Genomic DNA, 19,095 nt, shown 5'->3' with positions numbered 1-19,095 from the left:
GGCTTTCCTCCGGGCGCTTCCCTTCGGTGTTTCTTCTTGTTCTTCGTTCTTGCGTTTCCGACTCTATCAGACTCTTTCGTGTCCGATTTCCTCGGCGCCTTTCCGGTTCCCGCTCCGGCCTTTCGGCTTTCGCGTTTCCCTTTCCAGCGGTTCCGACTCTACCAGATCCTTTCGGGCCTGATTCCCAGTCAGCGGGGCTTGTCCTCCCGGCCGTTGGGCCGTTCCGACGAGTGAGACTTTAGCGGAATCCTGGCTCCCGAGCTAATCGGGGGCGTCCTTTCGAACGCGGATTCCTCATTTCGCAAAAGCGCATGAAAACGAACAGACGACGGGGCATCGAAGATGACACGGCATCGATCGTTTGAATGGTTGTGCGGAATGGCTGCCCGGGGACCGACCGAGGGTCGGCGCTCACGCCGGACAACTCGGAGAACACTACGTACGCGGTCTGGGCGTGTCAACCCTGGTACACGGCGGCCCGCGAGGGCTACCGTGGGGCCGTGACTACACATGCGCACACCCAGCTGTGGTGGGCCGCCTGACGGCGGCCGTACATACGCATGTACCCAACGGCTGCCGACTTGGCGGCCGTTTCTTGTTTCTCCCCCTGGAGGACCCGGAGCCCGGTCGTCGGGCCGGCGGTCCTGACCAGGAGGCGGAGAGATGACGAGGATCTTCAGCGGGATCAAGCCGACGGGGCACCTGACCCTGGGGAACTACCTGGGCGCCGTGCGCCAGTGGGCAGAAGTTGATCAGCACCGTGCCGAGTCGCTGTTCAGCGTCGTCGACCTGCACGCCCTGACCGTGGACCACGATCCCGGTCGGGTGCGCAGGCTCAGTCGGCAGGCCGCGACGCTGCTTCTCGCGTCGGGGATCGATCCCGGGCGGGCCACCGTGTTCGTACAGAGTCATGTGGACGAGCACGCCAGGCTCTCGTATCTGCTCGAGTGCGTCGCGACGGACGGCGAGATGCGGCGGATGATCCAGTACAAGGAGAAGTCCGCGCTGGAGCGGGCCCGGGGCGGGAGCGTGCGGCTGTCGCTGCTCACCTATCCCGTGCTGATGGCGGCGGACATCCTGGCGTACGGGGCGGACGAGGTGCCGGTAGGGGACGACCAGGTGCAGCACGTCGAGCTCACCCGGGATCTGGCGGTGCGGTTCAACCAGCGGTACGGACACACGTTCGTGGTGCCGCGGGCCACGTATCCCAAGGTGGCGGCCAGAGTCATGGATCTGCAGGATCCGATGTCGAAGATGGGGAAGTCCGGCGATGCCGGGGCCGGGATCGTCTATCTGCTGGACGAGCCGGAGGTCGTGCGGAAGAAGATCCTGCGTGCTGTCACGGACAGCGGGAGCGAGGTCGAGTACGACCGGGAGTCCAAGCCGGGGGTCTCGAATCTGCTGGAGATCCTGGCTGCCTGTGAGGGTGGGAACCCCGAGGGCTTGAGCGGTGTATATGAGTCGTACGGGTCTTTGAAGAAGGACACTGCCGACGCCGTGGTGGAGCTCTTGAGGCCCCTGCAGGAGAAGCACAAGGAGCTGGTTGCGGATCCCGCGTATGTGGAGGAGGTGTTGCGGCAGGGGGCCGAGCGGGCCAGGGCGATGGCCAGGCCGACGGTGGACACCGCTTATCGCGCGATCGGCCTGCTGCCGCCGGTGAACGAGGAGCGGTAGCGGCGTAGCGCTCTCCGGGGTGTGCGGGGCCGCGTCGGGGGGGGCGGCCCCGGGCCCCCGGGTCCGCGGGGGTCAGCTGTTGTTGCCGGAGGCCAGTTCGCGGCTGCGGTCGCGGGCGGCTTCGAGGGCGGCGATGAGGGCTGCTCGTACGCCGTGGTTCTCGAGTTCGCGGATGGCGTTGATGGTGGTGCCGGCTGGGGAGGTGACGTTTTCGCGGAGCTTGACCGGGTGTTCGCCGCTGTCGCGAAGCATCACGGCGGCGCCGATCGCGGCCTGGACGATGAGGTCGTGGGCCTTGTCGCGGGGCAGGCCGAGGAGGATGCCGGCGTCGGTCATGGCCTCGACCAGGTAGAAGAAGTACGCCGGGCCTGATCCGGAGAGGGCCGTGCAGGCGTCCTGCTGGGTCTCGGGGACGCGCAGGGTCTTGCCGACGGCGCCGAAGATCTCCTCGGTGTGGGCGAGGTGGGCGGCGGTGGCCTGGCTGCCTGCGGAGATGACGGACATGCCCTCGTCCACCAGGACCGGGGTGTTGGGCATGACGCGGACGACGGGGGTGCCTTCGGCGAGGTGCTCCTCGATGAAGGAGGTGGTGATGCCGGCGGCGGCGCTGATGACCAGACGATCGGGGGTGATGTGCGGTGCGAGTTCTTCGAGGAGGCGGCCCATGTCCTGCGGCTTGACGGCGAGGATGAGGGTGTCGGCCTGCTTGGCGGCCTCGGCGTTGCTGACGGGGTCGACACCGTAGCGGGTGCGGAGCTCGGCGGCGCGTTCGGAGCGGCGGGTGGTGACCAGGAGGTCGGCGGGGGCCCAGCCGGCCCGGATCATTCCGCTGAGGAGGGCTTCGCCGATCTTGCCGGTACCGAGGACTGCGACGGGCTGGGGCATGTGTGGGTCACCCTCCAGGTGCGGGTCAGCGGGGTCGTGCGGGGGTCGTTCTGGTGGGGGTCATCCTCGCATTGGTGAGTCAGGCCGTGCGGCGGCGGAGGGTGGCGGCGCCCAGGGCGAGGACGAGTACGGCGCAGCCCGCGACGACGACAGCGTCGCGTACGAAGTTGCCGGTGACGGAGGGGTGGCGCAGGACTTCGTTCATGCCATCGACGGCATACGACATGGGGAGGACGTTGGAGATCGCTTCGAGGACCGGCTGCATTTTGTCGCGCGGAGTGAACAGGCCGCAGAGGAGGAGCTGGGGAAAGATCACGGCCGGCATGAACTGGACGGCCTGGAACTCGGATGCCGCGAAGGCGGAGACGAAGAGACCGAGGGCCGTGCCGAGCAGGGCGTCGAGGAGCGCGACCAGGAGCAGCAGCCAGGCGGAACCGGTGACGTCGAGTCCGAGGGCCCACAGGGCGAGGCCGGTGGCGAGGAGGGACTGGATGACAGCGAGGAATCCGAAGGCGAGGGCGTAGCCGGCGATGAGGTCGCCCTTGGCCAGGGGCATCGCGAGGAGGCGTTCGAGAGTGCCCGATGTGCGTTCGCGGAGGGTGGCGATGGAGGTCACCAGGAACATCGTGATGAGGGGGAAGATGCCGAGGAGTGAGGCGCCGATGGAGTCGAAGGTCTGCGGGCTGCCGTCGAACACGTAGCGCAGGAGCAGCAGCATCACGCAGGGCACGAGCAGCATCAGCGCGATGGAGCGGGGGTCGTGACGGAGCTGCCGCAGGACGCGGGCGGCGGTGGCGAGGGTGCGGTGCAAGTTCATCGGGCGCTCCTGGTGGGGGTGGTGCCGCTCCGGGCGGCGTCGGCCTCGTCGACCAGGTGGAGGAAGGCCGCCTCGACGGTTTCCGTGGCGGTGCGGGTGCGCAGGGCGTCCGGAGTGTCGTCGGCGAGGAGTTCGCCTTCGCGCATCAGGAGGAGGCGGTGGCAGCGTTCGGCCTCGTCCATGACGTGTGAGGAGACGAGGATCGTGGTGCCTCGGTCGGCGGCGATGGAGTGGAAGAGGTTCCACAGGTCGCGGCGGAGTACGGGGTCGAGGCCGACGGTGGGTTCGTCGAGGACGAGGAGTTCCGGGGCGCCGAGGAGGGCCACCGCCAGGGAGACGCGGCTGCGCTGGCCGCCGGAGAGATTGCCCGCGAGGGCGTCGGCGTGGGTCGTCAGGTCGACGTCGTCGATGGCCCGGGTGACGTGTTCGTGGCGGCGGTGGGCGGCGGGGCCGCGGCCGGGGTCCAGGACTGCGGCGTAGTAGTCCAGGTTCTGGCGGACGGTCAGGTCGTCGTAGACGGAGGGGTCCTGGGTGACGTAGCCGATGCGGGAGCGGAGGGAGGGGGCGCCGGCCGGCTGGTCGAGGACCTTCAGGGTGCCGGTGACTTTGGCCTGGGTGCCGACGGTTGCGCGCATCAGGGTGGATTTGCCGCAGCCCGATGGGCCCAGGAGGCCGGTGATCTGGCCCTTCGGGACGGTGAAGTCCAGGCCGCGGAGGACGGTGCGGGGGCCTCGGACGACGGTCAGGTCCCGCGCCTCGATGGCGGGTGGTTCCTCAATATTCATCATTCGATGATTATGGCGCCTTCGAGGCCGGGGACGTCAAGGGGCGACCGCGGCTGGGGCTGTTTCCTCCGGGGGGTGCGGTCGTGCGGGCGGTCGGCCGCGCGACGTGCCTGCGGCTGCGGAAGCTGCTCGACGTGTTGGGCTAGACGCGTTGGGCTCTACGTGGCTGAGGGGCCGCTACCTAGGGGGCCGAGATTGCCTACGACCTACCTAGGGGGCCGAGATTGCCTACGACCGTGAGGTCCCGGGGGGGGAAGCCAGCACCGCGAAGTATGGACGGCTGCCGAGGTGCGCGAGGTGTACGGAGGCCTGGGAGCGGCCGGCGGTGATCCCGGGGGCGGGGGCGCTGATGTCGCGACGGTGGTGGCTGGGGATGCGGGACTTGAGGTGCTCCTCCTGGGCTGCGGTCCAGGTGGTGTCCGGGTCGGGCACGTTCCAGCAGAGGGCGAGGGCGTCGCCGGGGTGCAGGAGGCGCAGTGCCTCCTGCAAGGGGCGGGCCGGGGTTGTCCGGTGCCAGGACCGGGCGCAGGTGATGAGGTCGGCCGCGTCGGCCGCGTCGGCCGCGAGAGGGAGAGCGTCGCCGAGGCTGCGTAGTAGGGGGGACGTCCGGCAGAGCTGCGGGGAGCTGGGCGACCATGGCCGGGCCTGCGGTGTCCGCGCCCTCGTCGACGGCACGGGCGCCGCGCACGTGCCCTCCCTCGCATGCACCTTGCGGGTTACGCGTGCACCTCGCGGGCCTCGCGGGCCTCGCGGGCCTCACAGGCCTTGCAGGCCTCGCAGGCCTTCGTGCGTGTCCCAAGGGTCAGGGCTTGCACTTCTTTCGGGACGGGTTGCCTGTGCGGCGTGAAGTGCGTTTCGTGTACTGCTCGCGGGCCGCTTCGTGTTCCTCCCGGTGAAGTTGTTCGCCCGGGGCCTCGGTGAGGCTGCGGAAGAAGTAGGCAAGGAAGACGCCTACGAAGCCGATGGTCATGAGGCCGCGCATCGACGACTGGGACGCCGGGTCGTGGCGGCGGGTGAAGCCCTCCCACGTGCGGCGGAAGGCGATCGCGCTGCAGATCGAGAACATGATGAGGACGAGGAAGTTCACGAACGCGCCCACGTCCGCGATCGCCATGCCCTCGTACGCGAAACGCAGCACGAAGCAGCCGGCCGCGGCCGCGAGCAGAGAGCCCACCGCAACGCCCGCGCGGCGCGCGCCGTAGCCGTTGTCGTGGCCGACCCAGGTCGTGCCGAAGAAGCGGAGGGGCTCGGGCTGCGGGCCGGGGGGCGTCGCGGCGGCCGGGGATGACGCGGCTGTCGCGGCCTTCGCGCCCGTGCGGTCGGGGGTGCTGGAATCTGCGCTCACCCTGCGAGTATCGCCCGGGGCGACCGCGGCGCGGTGGCGCCGGGCAGGCACGCCCTATTCGTCCCCCGCCTTGCCCTGCCGTACCACTCGGCGGCTAGTTTGTGAGGCAGGACAGGTAAATGGGCCCATGCGAGAACTGGTGAACGCGGGACGGGAGGTCGGGGAGAGTGTCGCTCCGCGGAGGTGATCCAGCCGAGATCGGCGGCTACGCGCTCGAGGCACGGCTCGGCTCGGGCGGCATGGGCACGGTCTATCTGGCGCGTACGGCGTCGGGTCGACCCGTGGCGATCAAGCTGATCCACCAGCAGTTCGCGGGGGACGAGGAGTTCCGTATCCGCTTCCGGCAGGAGGTGGCGGCGGCTCGGCGGGTGAGCGGCGCGTTCACCGCCGCCGTGGTCGACGCCGATCCGGAGGCCGAGCACCCGTGGATGGCGACCTCCTATATAGAGGGGCACACGCTCGCCCAGCGGATCGCCAAGACGGGCCCGCTGACCGGCGCGGAGCTGCGCACGCTCGCCATCGGTCTGACGGAGGCGCTGCGTGACATCCACCGCGTGGGCGTCGTGCACCGCGATCTGAAGCCCTCGAACGTCGTGCTTTCGCCCGAGGGGCCGCGCGTCATCGACTTCGGCATCTCGCGTGCCGCGGACCAGCAGACGCTGACGATGACGGGGCGGGTCATCGGTACGCCGCCCTTCATGTCGCCGGAGCAGTTGCAGGCGCCGCGAGGTGTCGGGCCGCGGTCCGATGTTTTCTCACTGGGTACGTTGCTGGTGTACGCGGCGACGGGGCAGGGGCCGTTCGACGCGGACAGCCCTTACATGACGGCCTATCAAGTCGTGCATGAGGCGCCGGAGTTGGACGCCGTGCCGGCCGCCCTGCGTGCGGTGGTCGAGCCGTGCCTCGACAAGGACCCGGACGCGCGCCCTTCGGCGGACCAGCTTCTTGAGCGGTTGCGGGACCTGCCGGTCGAGTTGGGGGACGCGGCGGGGGTGCGAGGCAGTCGCACTCGGGACATCGATACGCAGCATCATCATCGGTCCTCCCTGGGTGGCGGGACCGAAAGCACCCCCGCCAGCCCTCGCCCGCGCCGCCGTTGGCGCCCCGCGCTTGCCGCTGCCGTCGCCGTGGCCGCCCTCGGCGGCGGGCTCGCGGCGCTCCAGCTCGGCTCCTCCGACGCCCCCGCAGGGGACGGTGGCGAGGACGGCAAGGACCGCACGGTCGCGGCTGCCGAGGCGCCCCTGCCCGACGGCTTCCGGCCGTGGCGCACGACCGTGCCCAACGACAAGGGCATCCCGGACGAGGTGCGCTGCGTGCCGCGCGGGGACGCGTTGTTCTGCGGGGGCGGCGGAGTCGTCGCGACCCGGCTGCGGATCTCCGACGGCAAGGAGATCTGGAAGGTGAAGAGCCCCGGCGTGCCCATGCAGGGCATGCACATCGTGGGCGCCACGGACGACACCGTCCTCGGCTACCGCATCCCGGATGACGCGGCGTCGTCCGGAAAGCCCGTCCAGCTGGTGGCGTTGGACGCCCGGACCAGCAAGGAACTGTGGTCCCGCCCGGTCAGCGGCCAGTCCCAGATCTACACCGGGCGCTCGCAGGACGCGGTTCTCTCCGGCTCGACGGTCCTGTCGGTCGAGCCCGGCCGTACGCGCGTCGAGGCCAGGGACGCGCACAGCGGGCGCTTGCTCTGGTCGACGCCGTTCCCCGCGGGCTCGGAGTGCACGCCGGTCCCGGCGGGTCAGCGGATGTACGCGATGTGCGCGCCGTCCGCCCAGGTCGCGAACATCGAGGTGCGCAACCCCGTCCTCCATACCCTCGACCTCGGGTCGGGGACATTCGGCAAGGGCATCGCGGTCGAGGGGCCCGTGCACCCGGTGGGTGGCGACAAGGGCGGGCTCGTACTTCTCCACCAGCGGTTGAAGGGGCCCGAGTTCCTCGGGTACGACAAGGTGCTGCGGGTCGATCCGGGCAGCGGTCGTGTCTCGACCCGGCCGCTGAAGCAGACGTACGGCGCTACGCCCGGCATCGCGGACGGCACGGTCTACTTCGCCGAGCCGACCGGGCGGATCAGCGCGGTGGATCCCGCTACCGGGCGGCAGAAGTGGTCCCGGCAGACGGGTGTGGAAGGGGCCTCGGGGCCGACGGCGAGCGGCGGTGTCCTTTACTTCAGCTCGCCCAGCGGGCGCGTGGTCGCTGTTTCGCCGCGGGGCAAGGCCCTGTGGAGCACCGATCCGCGGGCCGAGGGGCTCAGCGGTGAGGTGAACGCGAGTCCGCGGGTCGCGGTTTCGGGGCGGGTGGTTTTTGTGGCGGCGGCCAAGAACACCGTGTTCTCCTTCGACACGACGAAGCCGCCGAAGTCCGGGTGAGCTTGGACGCGGCGAGGCGGCGCGAGACCGCCGGAGGCCGGGTGCACTTCGACGCATCGAAGCCGCGCGAGACCGCCGGAGCCCAAGTGCACCTCGACGCGACAAAACCGCGCGAGACCGCCGGAGCCCAAGTGCACCTCGACGCACCGAAGCCGCGCGAGACCGCCGGAGCCCAAGTGCACTTCGGTGGCCTGCGCGGCTTTTGCTGCTTTCCGCGTGTGGTGGGTCAGCAGCGGGGTGCCACGTAGCCGTCGCTGCCTGTGCGGACGTACGTGTCGGAGACGTAGCGGCCGCTGCCGATGCGGTCCCAGAGCTTCGATGTGCCGGTCGGGCCCGTGACCTTCTCGCCCGGCTTCTGGCAGTGGATCGATACTCGGGTTCCCGCCGAGAGGCGGCCGACCTTGCCGTAGGACGTGCCCGGGCCGGAGCGGACGTTGACGTCCGCCGCGATGGGGTACGTCTTTGCCGCCGCGGCTTCGATTGCCTCTGCGGATTCCGGTGCTATGACGTTCTCGCTCATGCTTCTCTCCCCCGTGAAGCGGCGGCTCGTGGCCGCCCTTGGCATGTTCGTCACTGGGGGGACGCGTGGGGGTGGCGGGGCGGTTGCGGAGTGGGGAGTTCCTTTCCCCGACCCCGCCCCTTCCCGAAAACCCGCTCGGCGCGGGGGCCTTGGTGGTCGTCATCGTCGGCAGCCTTGCTCACCGTCAATCACCGGCTCCGCCGAGTTCGTCCTCAAACGCCGGACGGGCTGAGACAACCCGCCCCGCCGGGTGAGGGCGGGGGCGGGGGCCGGGGCAGGCGTGCGGCAGGGGCCGGGGCAGGCGTCTGGGGCCGGAGAAGACGTCGGAGGCAGGGGCAGGCGTGGGGTAGGGGCCCGGGCATGGGGGGCGGAGGGCGGGAGCAGGCCCGGGCGGAAGGCGGAAGCAGGCCCGGACGGAAGGCGGGCAGGCCCGGACGGAAGGCGGGCAGGCCCGGACGGAAGGCGGGCAGGCCCGGACGGAAGGCGGGCAGGCCCGGGCGGAGGGCAGGCAGGCCCGGGCGGAGGGCGGGAGCAGGCCCGGGCGGAAGGCGGAAGCAGGCCCGGGCGGAAGGCAGGCAGGCCCGGGCGGAAGGCGGAAGCAGGCCCGGGCCGAAGGCAGGCAGGCCCGGACGGAAGGCGGGAGCAGGCCCGGGCGGAAGGCAGGCAGGCCCGGGCGGCGGGCGGGCAAGGCCGGCGTCTAGCCCAGCCTTGATACGTCCCGCACCGCGCCGCGGTCCGCGCTTGTGGCCATGGCTGCGTACGCCCGCAGCGCTGCCGAGACCTTGCGCTCTCGGGCCTTGGGGGCGTAGACGCCGCCGAGTGCCTCGCGGCGGGCGGTCAGCTCCGCCTCCGGGACCAGGAGTTCGATGCCGCGGTTCGGGATGTCGATGCGGATGCGGTCGCCGTCCTCGACCAGGGCGATCGTGCCGCCGGACGCCGCCTCGGGCGACGCGTGGCCGATCGACAGGCCCGAAGTGCCGCCGGAGAAGCGGCCGTCCGTGACCAGTGCGCAGGCCTTGCCGAGGCCGCGGCCCTTCAGGAACGAGGTGGGGTAGAGCATTTCCTGCATGCCGGGGCCGCCCTTGGGGCCCTCGTAGCGGATGACCACCACGTCGCCCGGCTGCACCTGCTTCTTGAGGATCTTGTCGACCGCTTCTTCCTGTGATTCGCAGACCACCGCCGGGCCCTCGAACGTCCAGATCGACTCGTCGACGCCCGCCGTCTTCACGACGCAGCCGTCCTCCGCGAGGTTGCCCTTGAGGACCGCCAGGCCGCCGTCCTTCGAGTACGCGTGAGCCACGTCCCTGATGCAGCCGCCCGCGGCGTCCGTGTCCAGGGTGTCCCAGCGCTTCGACTGGGAGAAGGCCGTGGCCGAGCGCTCGCAGCCCGGGGCCGCGTACCAGAGGTCGACCGCCTCGGCGGAAGGCGAACCGCCGCGGACGTCCCAGGTGTCCAGCCAGTCCTTGATGGACTTGGAGTGGACCGCGTGCACGTCCTCGTTCAGGAGACCCCCGCGGTACAGCTCGCCGAGGAGCGCGGGGATGCCGCCCGCACGGTGCACGTCCTCCATGTAGTACGTGCCGCCGGGCGCCACGTTAGGGGCGACCTTGGCCAGGCAGGGCACGCGGCGCGAGACCTCGTCCATGTCGGCGAGGCCGTAGTCCAGCTCGGCCTCCTGCGCGGCGGCCAGCAGGTGCAGGATCGTGTTCGTGGAGCCGCCCATGGAGATGTCCAGGGCCATGGCGTTGTCGAAGGCGGCGCGCGTGGCGATGTTGCGCGGCAGGACCGACTCGTCGTCGCCGTCGTAGTACCGCTTGGCGATCTCGACGACCGTGGCGCCCGCCCGCTCGTACAGCGCCTTGCGGCCGGTGTGCGTGGCGAGCATCGAGCCGTTGCCCGGCAGGGAGAGGCCGATGGCCTCGGTCAGGCAGTTCATGGAGTTGGCGGTGAACATGCCGGAACAGCTGCCGCAGGTCGGGCAGGCGTTCTCCTCGATACGGAGGATGTCCGCGTCCGAGATCTTCTCGTTGACCGCGTCGCTCATCGCGTCGACCAGGTCGAGTTTTCGGACCGTGCCGTCGACCAGGGTGGCCTTGCCGGCCTCCATCGGGCCGCCGGAGACGAAGACCGTCGGGATGTTGAGGCGCAGGGCCGCGTTCAGCATGCCGGGGGTGATCTTGTCGCAGTTGGAGATGCAGATCAGCGCGTCCGCGCAGTGCGCCTCCACCATGTACTCCACCGAGTCCGCGATCAGGTCGCGGGAGGGCAGGGAGTACAGCATGCCGCCGTGGCCCATCGCGATGCCGTCGTCGACCGCGATGGTGTTGAACTCGCGCGGGATGGCGCCCGCGGCGACGATCGCCTCGGAGACGATCCGGCCGACCGGCTGCAGGTGGGTGTGGCCCGGCACGAACTCGGTGAACGAGTTGGCGACGGCGATGATCGGCTTACGCCCGATGTCCGCGCCGGGTACACCGGAGGCACGCATTAGGGCGCGTGCGCCCGCCATGTTGCGGCCGTGGGTGACTGTGCGGGACCTGAGCTCGGGCATCGTCGCTCGCTCCTTCAGGGATCTGGAGAGACATAAGGATCGACTGTTCTCGAGCGTACGCCGACGCTCCACGATCTGGACAGGCTGTCCGAATAGCGGGACGGCCGTCTCGGTGAGCGGCCCGTGCAGAAGCGTGCTCAGGGCCCCGTCAGATGCCCCTGCACCACCGGCGCGATCCGCGCGATGATCGCCTCCGGGTCCGCCGATGCCAGCGGCTCCACCTGGATCACGTACCGCAGCATCGCCGTGCCCACCAGCTGCGCGGCCGCCAGTTCCGCCCGCAGCTCCGCGTCCGGCTGATCGATGCGGCTCGCCATCCTGCCGAGCAGCTGCGTCGCGATGAGGCGGCGGAAGACGGCCGCCGCCGTGTCGTTGTTCACCGCCGAGCGCACGATCGCGAGGAGCGGTACGCGGGTCGCGGGGTTCTCCCAGACGCCGAAGACGAAGCGGGTCAGGCGCTCTCCGACGCCGTCGAGCGGGCCGTCCTCGATCGACGACGGCGCGTCGAGCGCGGGCGCGAAGGCCACCTCGATCGACGACTCGAAGACCTGCTCCTTCGTACCGAAGTAGTGGTGCACGAGCGCCGAGTCCACCCCGGCGGCCTTGGCGATCCCGCGCACGGACGTCTTCTCGTACCCCCGGGCGGAGAACTCGGTGCGGGCCGCCTCCAGGATGCGGTCCCGCATCGCAGGGCCCTCGGCGGACTGCGTACGCGAAGGACGCCCCCTGCGGCGCGGAGCCGCACCGCCGGCTGCCGGAGCCGTCACGAGCGGGGCACCTTCACCGCGGACGCCAGATGCAGCCGCGTGTAGGCGAGGGCCTCGGCGAGGTCGGCCTCCCGTTCGGCGCTGGACATCGCGCGGCGCGTATTGACCTCGATGACGACGTGCCCGTCGAAGCCGCTCGTCGCCAGGCGCTCCAGGAGCTCGGCGCAGGGCTGCGTGCCGCGGCCGGGCACCAGGTGCTCGTCCTTGGCGGAGCCCTTGCCGTCGGCGAGGTGGACGTGTCCGAGGCGGTCGCCCATGCGGTCGATCATCTGCATCGCGTCCGTGCGGGCCGTCGCGGTGTGGCTGAGGTCGACCGTGAAGTGGCGGTAGTCGTCCTTGGTGACGTCCCAGTCGGGGGCGTAGGCGAGCATCTCGCGGTCGCGGTAGCGCCACGGGTACATGTTCTCGACGGCGAACCGGACGTCCGTCTCGTCCGCCATCCGCCAGATTCCGTCGACGAAGGCGTTCGCGTATCCGCGCTGCCAGCGGAAGGGCGGGTGCACGACGACGGTCGAGGCGCCCAGCTTCTCGGCGGCGGTCTGCGCGCGCTGGAGCTTCACCCAGGGGTCCGTCGACCACACGCGCTGGGTGATCAGGAGACATGGCGCGTGCACGGCGAGGATCGGGATCTGGTGATAGTCGCTGAGTCTGCGCAGGGCTTCGATGTCCTGACTGACGGGATCCGTCCAGACCATGACCTCGACACCGTCGTAGCCGAGGCGCGCGGCGATCTCGAAGGCCGTCGCCGTCGACTCCGGATAGACCGAGGCCGTCGACAGGGCGACCTTCGCATCCGGGATGCGCACCACTGGTTCTGCCACGAGGGACAGCGTACGGGCCGCGCCCGCACGCGGGGGAGGTGGTCCGGGTGGTCTCCCGCACACCCGGGCCGTATGTGACGTACGTCTACGCCCCGGTCGACGGCAGGTGATCGAGCCTGCGCAGGATCACGCCCTCGCGCAGCGCCCACGGACAGATCTCCAGCGTCTCGACCCCGAAGAGATCCATCGCACCCTCGGCGACGAGCGCCCCGGCCAGCAGCTGTCCGGCCCGCCCCTCGGAGACTCCGGGCAGCTCGGAGCGCTCGGCCGCCGTCATCGCGGCCAGCTGCGGAACCCAGTCCTCCAGGGACTTCCGCTTCAGTTCACGCTGGACGTAGAGGCCATCGGCGGAGCGAGCGGCGCCCGCGAGCCTGGCCAGCTGCTTGAACGTCTTCGACGTCGCCACGACATGGTCCGGGGCGCCGAAGCGGCTGAACTCGCCCACCGAGCGCGCGATCTGGGCGCGCGCGTGCCGCCGCAGCGCCTTCACGTCGGCGGGGTCCGGCGGGTCCTGGCGGAACCAGGCGGAGGTCAGACGGCCGGCGCCGAGCGGCAGGCTGACCGCGGCGTCCGGCTCCTCGTCGATTCCGTACGCGATTTCGAGCGAGCCCCCGCCGATGTCGATGACCAGGAGCTTTCCCGCCGACCAGCCGAACCAGCGGCGGGCCGCGAGGAAGGTGAGGCGGGCTTCCTCGGCACCGGTGAGGACCTGGAGGTCGACGCCGGTCTCCTCCCTGACGCGGGCGAGGACCTGATCGGCGTTGCTGGCCTCGCGTACGGCGGAGGTCGCGAACGGCAGCAGATCCTCCACGCCCTTGTCCTCCGCGGCTTCCATCGCGTCACGGACGGTGCCCACGAGGCGGTCGACGCCTTCGGGGCCGATCGCCCCGGCCTCGTCGAGGAGTTGGGCCAGGCGCAGGTCCGCCTTGTGCGAGTACGCGGGCAGCGGGCGCGCGCCGGGGTGGGCGTCCACCACCAGCAGATGCACCGTGTTCGAACCTACGTCGAGGACACCGAGTCTCATATACGGAACGCTACTGCGCGTCCGGCGGTCGCTGGTCCTCGGACCGGGTACAGCGCGCATACCCTGGAGACGTGCCAAAGACGAAAAAGGCGAAGACCGACAAAACGAAGTCGAAGAAGAAGTCGGGGAAGCCGGAGAAGGTGCTGACGTCGCCGCCGGACGAGAAGGGGCTCGACTTCGCCCGCGCCTGGGTGGAGTTCCCTGATCCCGCGGACGACGAGCAGGTCTTCCGCTGCGATCTGACATGGCTGACCTCTCGGTGGAGCTGCATCTTCGGCAGTGGCTGCCAGGGCATCCAGGCGGGCCGGGCGGACGACGGCTGCTGCACGCTGGGCGCGCACTTCTCGGACGAGGACGACGAGAAGCGGGTCGCCGAGTCCGTGGCGCGGCTCACACCGGACATCTGGCAGCACCACGACATCGGCACGGTGAGCGGGTGGGTGTCGACGGACGACGACGGCGAGCGCCAGACCCGTCCGTACAACGGCTCGTGCATCTTCCAGAACCGTCCCGGTTTCGCCGGGGGCATGGGCTGCTCGCTGCACATCCTGGCGCTGAAGGAGGGGCGCGAGCCCCTGGAGACGAAGCCGGACGTCTGCTGGCAGTTGCCGGTCCGGCGGACGTACGAGTGGATCGACCGGCCCGATGACACACGCATCCTCCAGGTGTCCATCGGGGAGTACGACCGGCGGGGCTGGGGCCCCGGCGGCCACGACCTGCACTGGTGGTGCACGTCGGCGACGTCGGCGCACGGCGCCGGTGACCCGGTGTACGTCTCCTATCGCCCCGAGCTGACGGAGCTGATGGGCAAGGAGGGCTACGCCCGGCTCGCGGAGCTGTGCGAGGAGCGACTGGCTTCGCAGCTGCCTTTGCTTGCGCCGCATCCGGCGGATCCCTCTCGCTGACATCTGCTGCCCCGAGGCCTTGCGTGCCGCTGTCACCGGCTTCGCCGAGTTGCCCGCGGCGGAGCCGCGAACGTCTCAGCCGGGAAGGGGCGGGGTTGGGGAGGAATTAGCCCTCGCTCGGACTCGGGTCGCCGCTGTCGCTCGGCGGGGGCGATGACTCCCCCGGTTCCGACGGCGTGGGCGTCGGGGTAGGGGTCGGATCCGACGGCGTCGGCGTCGGCGTGGGCGTCGGGTCCGGGGTCGTCGGGGTCGGCTTCGGCTTCGGTGGGATCGGGGTCGGCCGGGGGCCGGGATGTGTCGGGCGGCCCGATCCGGCGCCGTACCCGCCGATCGAGATGATCGCTCCCGCGGGCGCGATGGAGACCCGTGCGCTCCAGTGCCCTGCGGGCTCCCGCTCGTGGTCGACGTACACGCGGATCGTGGACGTCTCCCCCGGTGCGAGCGTCCCGGAGGACCGGCTCAGGTAGAGCCAGGACGCCCCCGTGCTCGCCGACCAGTGGACCGGTTCGCCCCCCGACGCGGAGAGCGTGATCAGCGTTGTCCCGCCGCTCGGCTGCGCATCGACGGTGAGGCGGCCCGCGCCGGTCCCTGAGCGTGACGGGGACGATCCGGCGCTGATGACTTCCACGGAGACGTCCGGTGAGCGGCTGCCCGCGGTGAAGCGGGGGTCGGGGGGCGTGTGGGCGTTGCCCGCGTTCTCGTAGTCCTCGCGTCTGCGGTCGCCGTTCATCCCGTCGGCCCCGGCCTCGCTCGCGCTGACCGAGCGGCCGTCCTGGCCCTCGCCGGTCAGCGGCGCTCCCCGGTACGCCGCCCAGAGCGCGAGCACCGGGGCGGCCACGACGGTGGCGACGACCGTCGTCGTCACGGCACGCGCGCGCATCCGGTCGCGGCGGGCCGCGTGGTCCTTGGGGTCCATCGGGAATCCGTGCCGGTCGAAGCGCGGACCGCCGCCCCGCGCGCGCGGGACATGCGCCATCGCCATGTGCACGGCGGCCCGCGGGGCCTCGATGACGGGCAGGGCGGCAGGGGACGCCGCCGTGCCGGGCCAGGCCCCCGATCCCGCGCGCTCGGCGGTGCGGCGGCAGCGCGGGCAGTCGTCGACGTGCCGGACGAGCTCGCGGCGCAGGGCCGTGCCGAGGAGGAGTTGGTTGTCGCCGGTGAGGCGGGCGACGATCGGGCAGGTGCCGGTCTCCACGACGGCGAGCGCGGCCCGGGTGCGCTCCACCTCGCAGGCGGCGGAGGCGAGGAGGTCGCGGGTCCTCACGAGGTCCATGCCGATGACCGCGGCGACTTCCTTGGGGGTGAGCTGGTGGCGTACGGCGAGTTCCAGGGCTTCACGCTGCTCGGGGGTGGTCCCGGCGGCCTCCGGCCAGGCCAGCTGGGCGAGCTCGCGGTGCCGCTGCCGCTCCGCCTCGTCCGGCGGTGTGTCGGAATCGGTCGTCTTCGGGGCCTCGGCGGCCTTCGGGGCGCGAGAGGCCGCTCCGGAGGCGTGCGCGCCGCCCTGCCGCTTGCGCTTGGCGTCGGCGAGGGCGCGCAGGCAGACCCAGCGGGCGAGTGCGTACAGCCAGGACTTCAGTTCGGCCTCGGTGGCGGGGCCGCGTGAGCCGCGGCGCTCGGCGATGGTGAGGACGTCGCCCAGGGCGGCGGTCGCGGCGTCGTGATCGCAGAGCACGGACAGGCAGTACGTGAACAGGCCGTCCAGGTAGGGCTCATAGCGCGCGGGCGGCGCCTGCGGCGCCGAGCGGGGCACAACGCGCGGGCGCGCGTCACGATGCGCCCGGTGTGCGCCGGTTGCTTGGGTGGGGGTTTCCGGGCTGCTGCTCATCACCCGTGCGAAGTTAGGCGGATGATGCCGGGTCCCTCCTCCCCCTTGAGCACATTTAATCCTTACGGGTGAACAGATCCCTCAAAAGGGGACAGGAGCCCTTGGTTCCGTGACTCGCGCCCCGGAGCGATCCGGATCGCGTGCGCCGCTGTCAGTGGCGCCCGCTACGGTTCGGTTCATGGCTGCCCGTACGAAGTCCGGCAAAGACCGGCCGTCCTATCGCTGCACCGAGTGCGGCTGGCAGACGGCCAAGTGGCTCGGCCGCTGCCCCGAGTGCCAGGCCTGGGGGACGGTCGAGGAGTACGGCGTGCCCGCGGTCCGCACCACCGCCCCCGGCCGCGTCACCTCCTCCGCCCTGCCCATCGGCGAGGTCGACGGCCGCCAGGCGACCGCACGCACCACCGGGGTGCCCGAGTTCGACCGCGTCCTGGGCGGCGGGCTCGTCCCCGGCGCCGTGGCGCTCCTCGCGGGCGAGCCGGGCGTCGGCAAGTCGACGCTGCTCCTGGACGTCGCGGCGAAGTCGGCGAGCGACGAGCACCGCACGCTCTATGTCACCGGCGAGGAGTCGGCGAGCCAGGTCCGCCTGCGCGCCGACCGCATCAAGGCGATCCACGACCACCTCTATCTGGCGGCGGAGACCGATCTCGCCGCCGTTCTGGGCCACTTGGACGCGGTGAAGCCGTCCCTGTTGATCCTCGACTCGGTCCAGACGATCGCGTCCCCGGAGATCGACGGGGCGCCGGGAGGCGTGGCCCAGGTCCGTGAGGTGGCGGGCGCGCTGATCCGCGCGTCCAAGGAGCGCGGCATGGCCACGCTCCTGGTCGGCCATGTCACCAAGGACGGCGCGATCGCGGGCCCCCGGCTCCTCGAGCACCTCGTGGACGTCGTCCTGTCCTTCGAGGGCGACCGCCACGCACGCCTGCGTCTCGTCCGTGGCGTCAAGAACCGGTACGGGACGACGGACGAGGTCGGCTGCTTCGAACTGCACGACGAGGGCATCACCGGCCTCACCGACCCCAGCGGCCTCTTCCTCACCCGCCGCACGGAGGCCGTCCCCGGCACCTGCCTGACGGTCACGCTCGAAGGCCGCCGCCCCCTGGTGGCCGAGGTCCAGGCGCTCACCGTCGACTCCCAGATCCCCTCACCCCGGCGCACCACTTCCGGCCTCGAGACCTCCCGCGTCTCGATGATGCTGGCCGTCCTGGAGCAGCGGGGCCGCATCACCGCGCTCGGCAAACGCGACATCTACAGCGCGACGGTCGGCGGCGTGAAGCTCTCCGAGCCGGCCGCGGACCTCGCGATCGCCCTCGCCCTGGCCAGCGCGGCGAGCGACACCCCGCTGCCGAAAAATCTCGTCGCGATCGGCGAAGTGGGCCTCGCGGGCGAGGTCAGACGGGTCACGGGAGTGCAGCGCAGGCTGGCCGAAGCACACCGGCTGGGCTTCACGCACGCCCTCGTCCCGGCCGACCCGGGCAAGATCCCGGCCGGTATGAAGGTCACCGAAGTCGCCGACATGGGGGACGCGCTGCGTGTCCTTCCGAGGTCGCGTCGCAGAGAGGCCCCACGGGAGGCCGAAGAGCGCCGGTAGACTTTGCCCTGGTCTCGCCCATCCGTACGAAGCAAAGGTACGGACCGGGGCTTGGACAACCCGCGACCCGAGGAGTGCAGTGGCAGCCAACGACCGGGCGTCAGCTCCCGGCAAGCCCGGTGGGAGTTCCGGCGCCGACGGGCTGATGCGGGCCTCCCTGAGCGCGGTCGCGCCCGGCACGGGCCTGCGCGACGGACTGGAACGCATCCTGCGCGGCAACACCGGAGGGCTCATCGTCCTCGGCTGGGACAAGACCGTCGAATCGATGTGTACGGGCGGATTCATCCTGGATGTCGAGTTCACGGCGACCCGGCTGCGCGAGCTCTGCAAACTCGACGGCGGCATCGTCGTCGACAAGGACATCACCAAGATCCTGCGGGCGGGCGTGCAGCTCGTCCCCGACCCGACGATCCCCACGGAGGAGACGGGCACCCGGCACCGCACCGCGGACCGCGTGTCCAAACAGGTGGGCTTCCCCATCGTCTCCGTCTCCCAGTCGATGCGCCTCATCGCGCTCTACGTGGACGGGCAGCGCAAGGTCCTCGAGGACTCGGCGGCGATCCTGTCCCGCGCGAACCAGGCCCTGGCGACCCTGGAGCGCTACAAACTCCGCCTCGACGAGGTGGCGGGCACCCTCTCCGCCCTGGAGATCGAGGACTTGGTGACGGTCCGCGATGTCACGGCGGTCGCACAGCGCCTCGAGATGGTGCGCCGCATCGCCACGGAAATCGCCGAGTACGTGGTGGAGCTCGGCACGGACGGCCGGCTTCTCTCCCTCCAGCTGGACGAGTTGATCGCGGGCGTCGAACCCGAGCGCGAGCTGGTCGTCCGGGACTATGTCCCCGAGCCCACGGCCAAGCGGTCCCGCACGGTCGAGGAGGCGCTCTTCGAGCTGGACGCGCTGAGTCATGCGGAGCTGCTTGAACTGCCCACCGTGGCACGGGCGTTGGGCTACACGGGCTCTCCGGAGGCGCTGGACTCCGCAGTGTCGCCGCGGGGCTTCCGGCTGCTCGCGAAGGTGCCGCGGCTTCCCGGCGCGATCATTGACCGGCTTGTCGAGCACTTCGGGGGGCTGCAGAAGCTTCTCGCTGCGAGCGTTGATGATTTGCAGACGGTGGACGGGGTGGGGGAAGCGCGGGCCCGGAGTGTCCGGGAGGGCCTCTCACGCCTTGCCGAGTCGTCGATTCTGGAGCGGTACGTCTAGCGGGTGCTGCTGAGT

Annotated in this window: 17 protein-coding genes; 6 read left to right on the top strand and 11 right to left on the bottom strand. The window is 71.0% G+C overall.

Translation table 11 applies throughout. The features are described from left to right. Positions 1 to 663 precede the first annotated feature (663 nt). Entirely contained in the window at positions 664 to 1,674 is a 1,011-nt protein-coding gene (gene trpS, locus ACZ5WE_RS13930) for a tryptophan--tRNA ligase (RefSeq protein ID WP_467686217.1), read from the top strand. A 72-nt stretch (positions 1,675 to 1,746) separates the two neighbouring features. Here trpS and proC read toward each other — a convergent pair whose 3' ends face one another. The 5 genes from proC to ACZ5WE_RS13905 all read right to left on the bottom strand — a co-directional run bounded on the left by proC (position 1,747) and on the right by ACZ5WE_RS13905 (position 5,506). Continuing rightward, entirely contained in the window at positions 1,747 to 2,559 is an 813-nt protein-coding gene (proC, locus tag ACZ5WE_RS13925; protein ID WP_467686215.1) for a pyrroline-5-carboxylate reductase, read from the bottom strand. Between the two features lie 79 nt (positions 2,560 to 2,638). After that, the gene (locus tag ACZ5WE_RS13920; RefSeq protein ID WP_467686213.1) at positions 2,639 to 3,376 is read right to left on the bottom strand and encodes an ABC transporter permease; all 738 of its coding nucleotides are present in this window, start codon (positions 3,374 to 3,376) and stop codon (positions 2,639 to 2,641) included. After that, positions 3,373 to 4,164: an ABC transporter ATP-binding protein gene (locus tag ACZ5WE_RS13915; protein ID WP_467686211.1), complete on the bottom strand. Its 792-nt coding sequence runs from the start codon at positions 4,162 to 4,164 to the stop codon at positions 3,373 to 3,375. Before ACZ5WE_RS13915 ends, ACZ5WE_RS13920 begins: the two co-directional genes overlap by 4 nt. 225 nt (positions 4,165 to 4,389) lie before the next feature. After that, positions 4,390 to 4,836: a hypothetical protein gene (locus ACZ5WE_RS13910; protein ID WP_467686209.1), complete on the bottom strand. Its 447-nt coding sequence runs from the start codon at positions 4,834 to 4,836 to the stop codon at positions 4,390 to 4,392. 127 nt (positions 4,837 to 4,963) lie between these two features. Then, positions 4,964 to 5,506: an EamA/RhaT family transporter gene (locus tag ACZ5WE_RS13905; protein WP_467686207.1), complete on the bottom strand. Its 543-nt coding sequence runs from the start codon at positions 5,504 to 5,506 to the stop codon at positions 4,964 to 4,966. Positions 5,507 to 5,673: 167 nt separating this feature from the next. Here ACZ5WE_RS13905 and ACZ5WE_RS13900 point away from each other — a divergent pair, with 167 nt between their 5' ends. Then, the gene (locus ACZ5WE_RS13900; protein ID WP_467686206.1) at positions 5,674 to 7,875 is read left to right on the top strand and encodes a protein kinase domain-containing protein; all 2,202 of its coding nucleotides are present in this window, start codon (positions 5,674 to 5,676) and stop codon (positions 7,873 to 7,875) included. Continuing rightward, positions 7,872 to 8,123, top strand: a complete 252-nt coding sequence (locus tag ACZ5WE_RS13895) for a hypothetical protein (protein WP_467686204.1) — start codon at positions 7,872 to 7,874, stop codon at positions 8,121 to 8,123. The genes ACZ5WE_RS13900 and ACZ5WE_RS13895 overlap by 4 nt, the downstream gene beginning before the upstream one ends. On the opposite strand, the gene ACZ5WE_RS13890 is transcribed toward ACZ5WE_RS13895, so the two are convergent. From ACZ5WE_RS13890 to ACZ5WE_RS13870, 5 genes are all read right to left on the bottom strand, one after another. After that, complete coding sequence (locus tag ACZ5WE_RS13890) at positions 8,102 to 8,395, bottom strand: SH3 domain-containing protein (RefSeq protein WP_467686202.1); 294 nt, start codon at positions 8,393 to 8,395, stop codon at positions 8,102 to 8,104. The genes ACZ5WE_RS13895 and ACZ5WE_RS13890 overlap by 22 nt on opposite strands. A 697-nt stretch (positions 8,396 to 9,092) precedes the next feature. Beyond that, complete coding sequence (gene ilvD, locus ACZ5WE_RS13885; RefSeq protein ID WP_467686200.1) at positions 9,093 to 10,946, bottom strand: dihydroxy-acid dehydratase; 1,854 nt, start codon at positions 10,944 to 10,946, stop codon at positions 9,093 to 9,095. Positions 10,947 to 11,083: 137 nt separating this feature from the next. Continuing rightward, positions 11,084 to 11,713, bottom strand: coding sequence for a TetR/AcrR family transcriptional regulator (locus ACZ5WE_RS13880; RefSeq protein ID WP_467686199.1), 630 nt, complete (start codon positions 11,711 to 11,713; stop codon positions 11,084 to 11,086). After that, positions 11,710 to 12,534 (bottom strand): sugar phosphate isomerase/epimerase family protein, encoded by an 825-nt coding sequence (locus tag ACZ5WE_RS13875; RefSeq protein ID WP_467686197.1) that lies wholly within the window; start codon positions 12,532 to 12,534, stop codon positions 11,710 to 11,712. Before ACZ5WE_RS13875 ends, ACZ5WE_RS13880 begins: the two co-directional genes overlap by 4 nt. Positions 12,535 to 12,619: 85 nt before the next feature. Beyond that, positions 12,620 to 13,558, bottom strand: coding sequence for a Ppx/GppA family phosphatase (locus tag ACZ5WE_RS13870; RefSeq protein WP_467686196.1), 939 nt, complete (start codon positions 13,556 to 13,558; stop codon positions 12,620 to 12,622). A 71-nt stretch (positions 13,559 to 13,629) separates the two neighbouring features. Between ACZ5WE_RS13870 and ACZ5WE_RS13865 the strand changes: the two genes are divergently transcribed. Continuing rightward, complete coding sequence (locus tag ACZ5WE_RS13865) at positions 13,630 to 14,463, top strand: DUF3109 family protein (protein WP_467686194.1); 834 nt, start codon at positions 13,630 to 13,632, stop codon at positions 14,461 to 14,463. 106 nt (positions 14,464 to 14,569) lie between these two features. Here ACZ5WE_RS13865 and ACZ5WE_RS13860 read toward each other — a convergent pair whose 3' ends face one another. Next, complete coding sequence (locus ACZ5WE_RS13860; RefSeq protein ID WP_467686192.1) at positions 14,570 to 16,288, bottom strand: BACON domain-containing protein; 1,719 nt, start codon at positions 16,286 to 16,288, stop codon at positions 14,570 to 14,572. A gap of 178 nt (positions 16,289 to 16,466) precedes the next feature. On the opposite strand from ACZ5WE_RS13860, the gene radA reads away from it, so the two are divergent. Together radA and disA are read left to right on the top strand one after the other, a co-directional pair. Continuing rightward, positions 16,467 to 17,876 (top strand): DNA repair protein RadA, encoded by a 1,410-nt coding sequence (gene radA, locus ACZ5WE_RS13855; protein ID WP_467686190.1) that lies wholly within the window; start codon positions 16,467 to 16,469, stop codon positions 17,874 to 17,876. 79 nt (positions 17,877 to 17,955) lie between these two features. Further along, positions 17,956 to 19,080, top strand: a complete 1,125-nt coding sequence (gene disA, locus ACZ5WE_RS13850; protein WP_467686189.1) for a DNA integrity scanning diadenylate cyclase DisA — start codon at positions 17,956 to 17,958, stop codon at positions 19,078 to 19,080. Positions 19,081 to 19,095 lie beyond the last annotated feature (15 nt).

The organism is Streptomyces sp. NPDC033180, assembly GCF_055577645.1.
The sequence above is the reverse complement of the archived record's forward strand: the minus strand, read 5'-3'. Positions and strand labels throughout refer to the sequence as shown.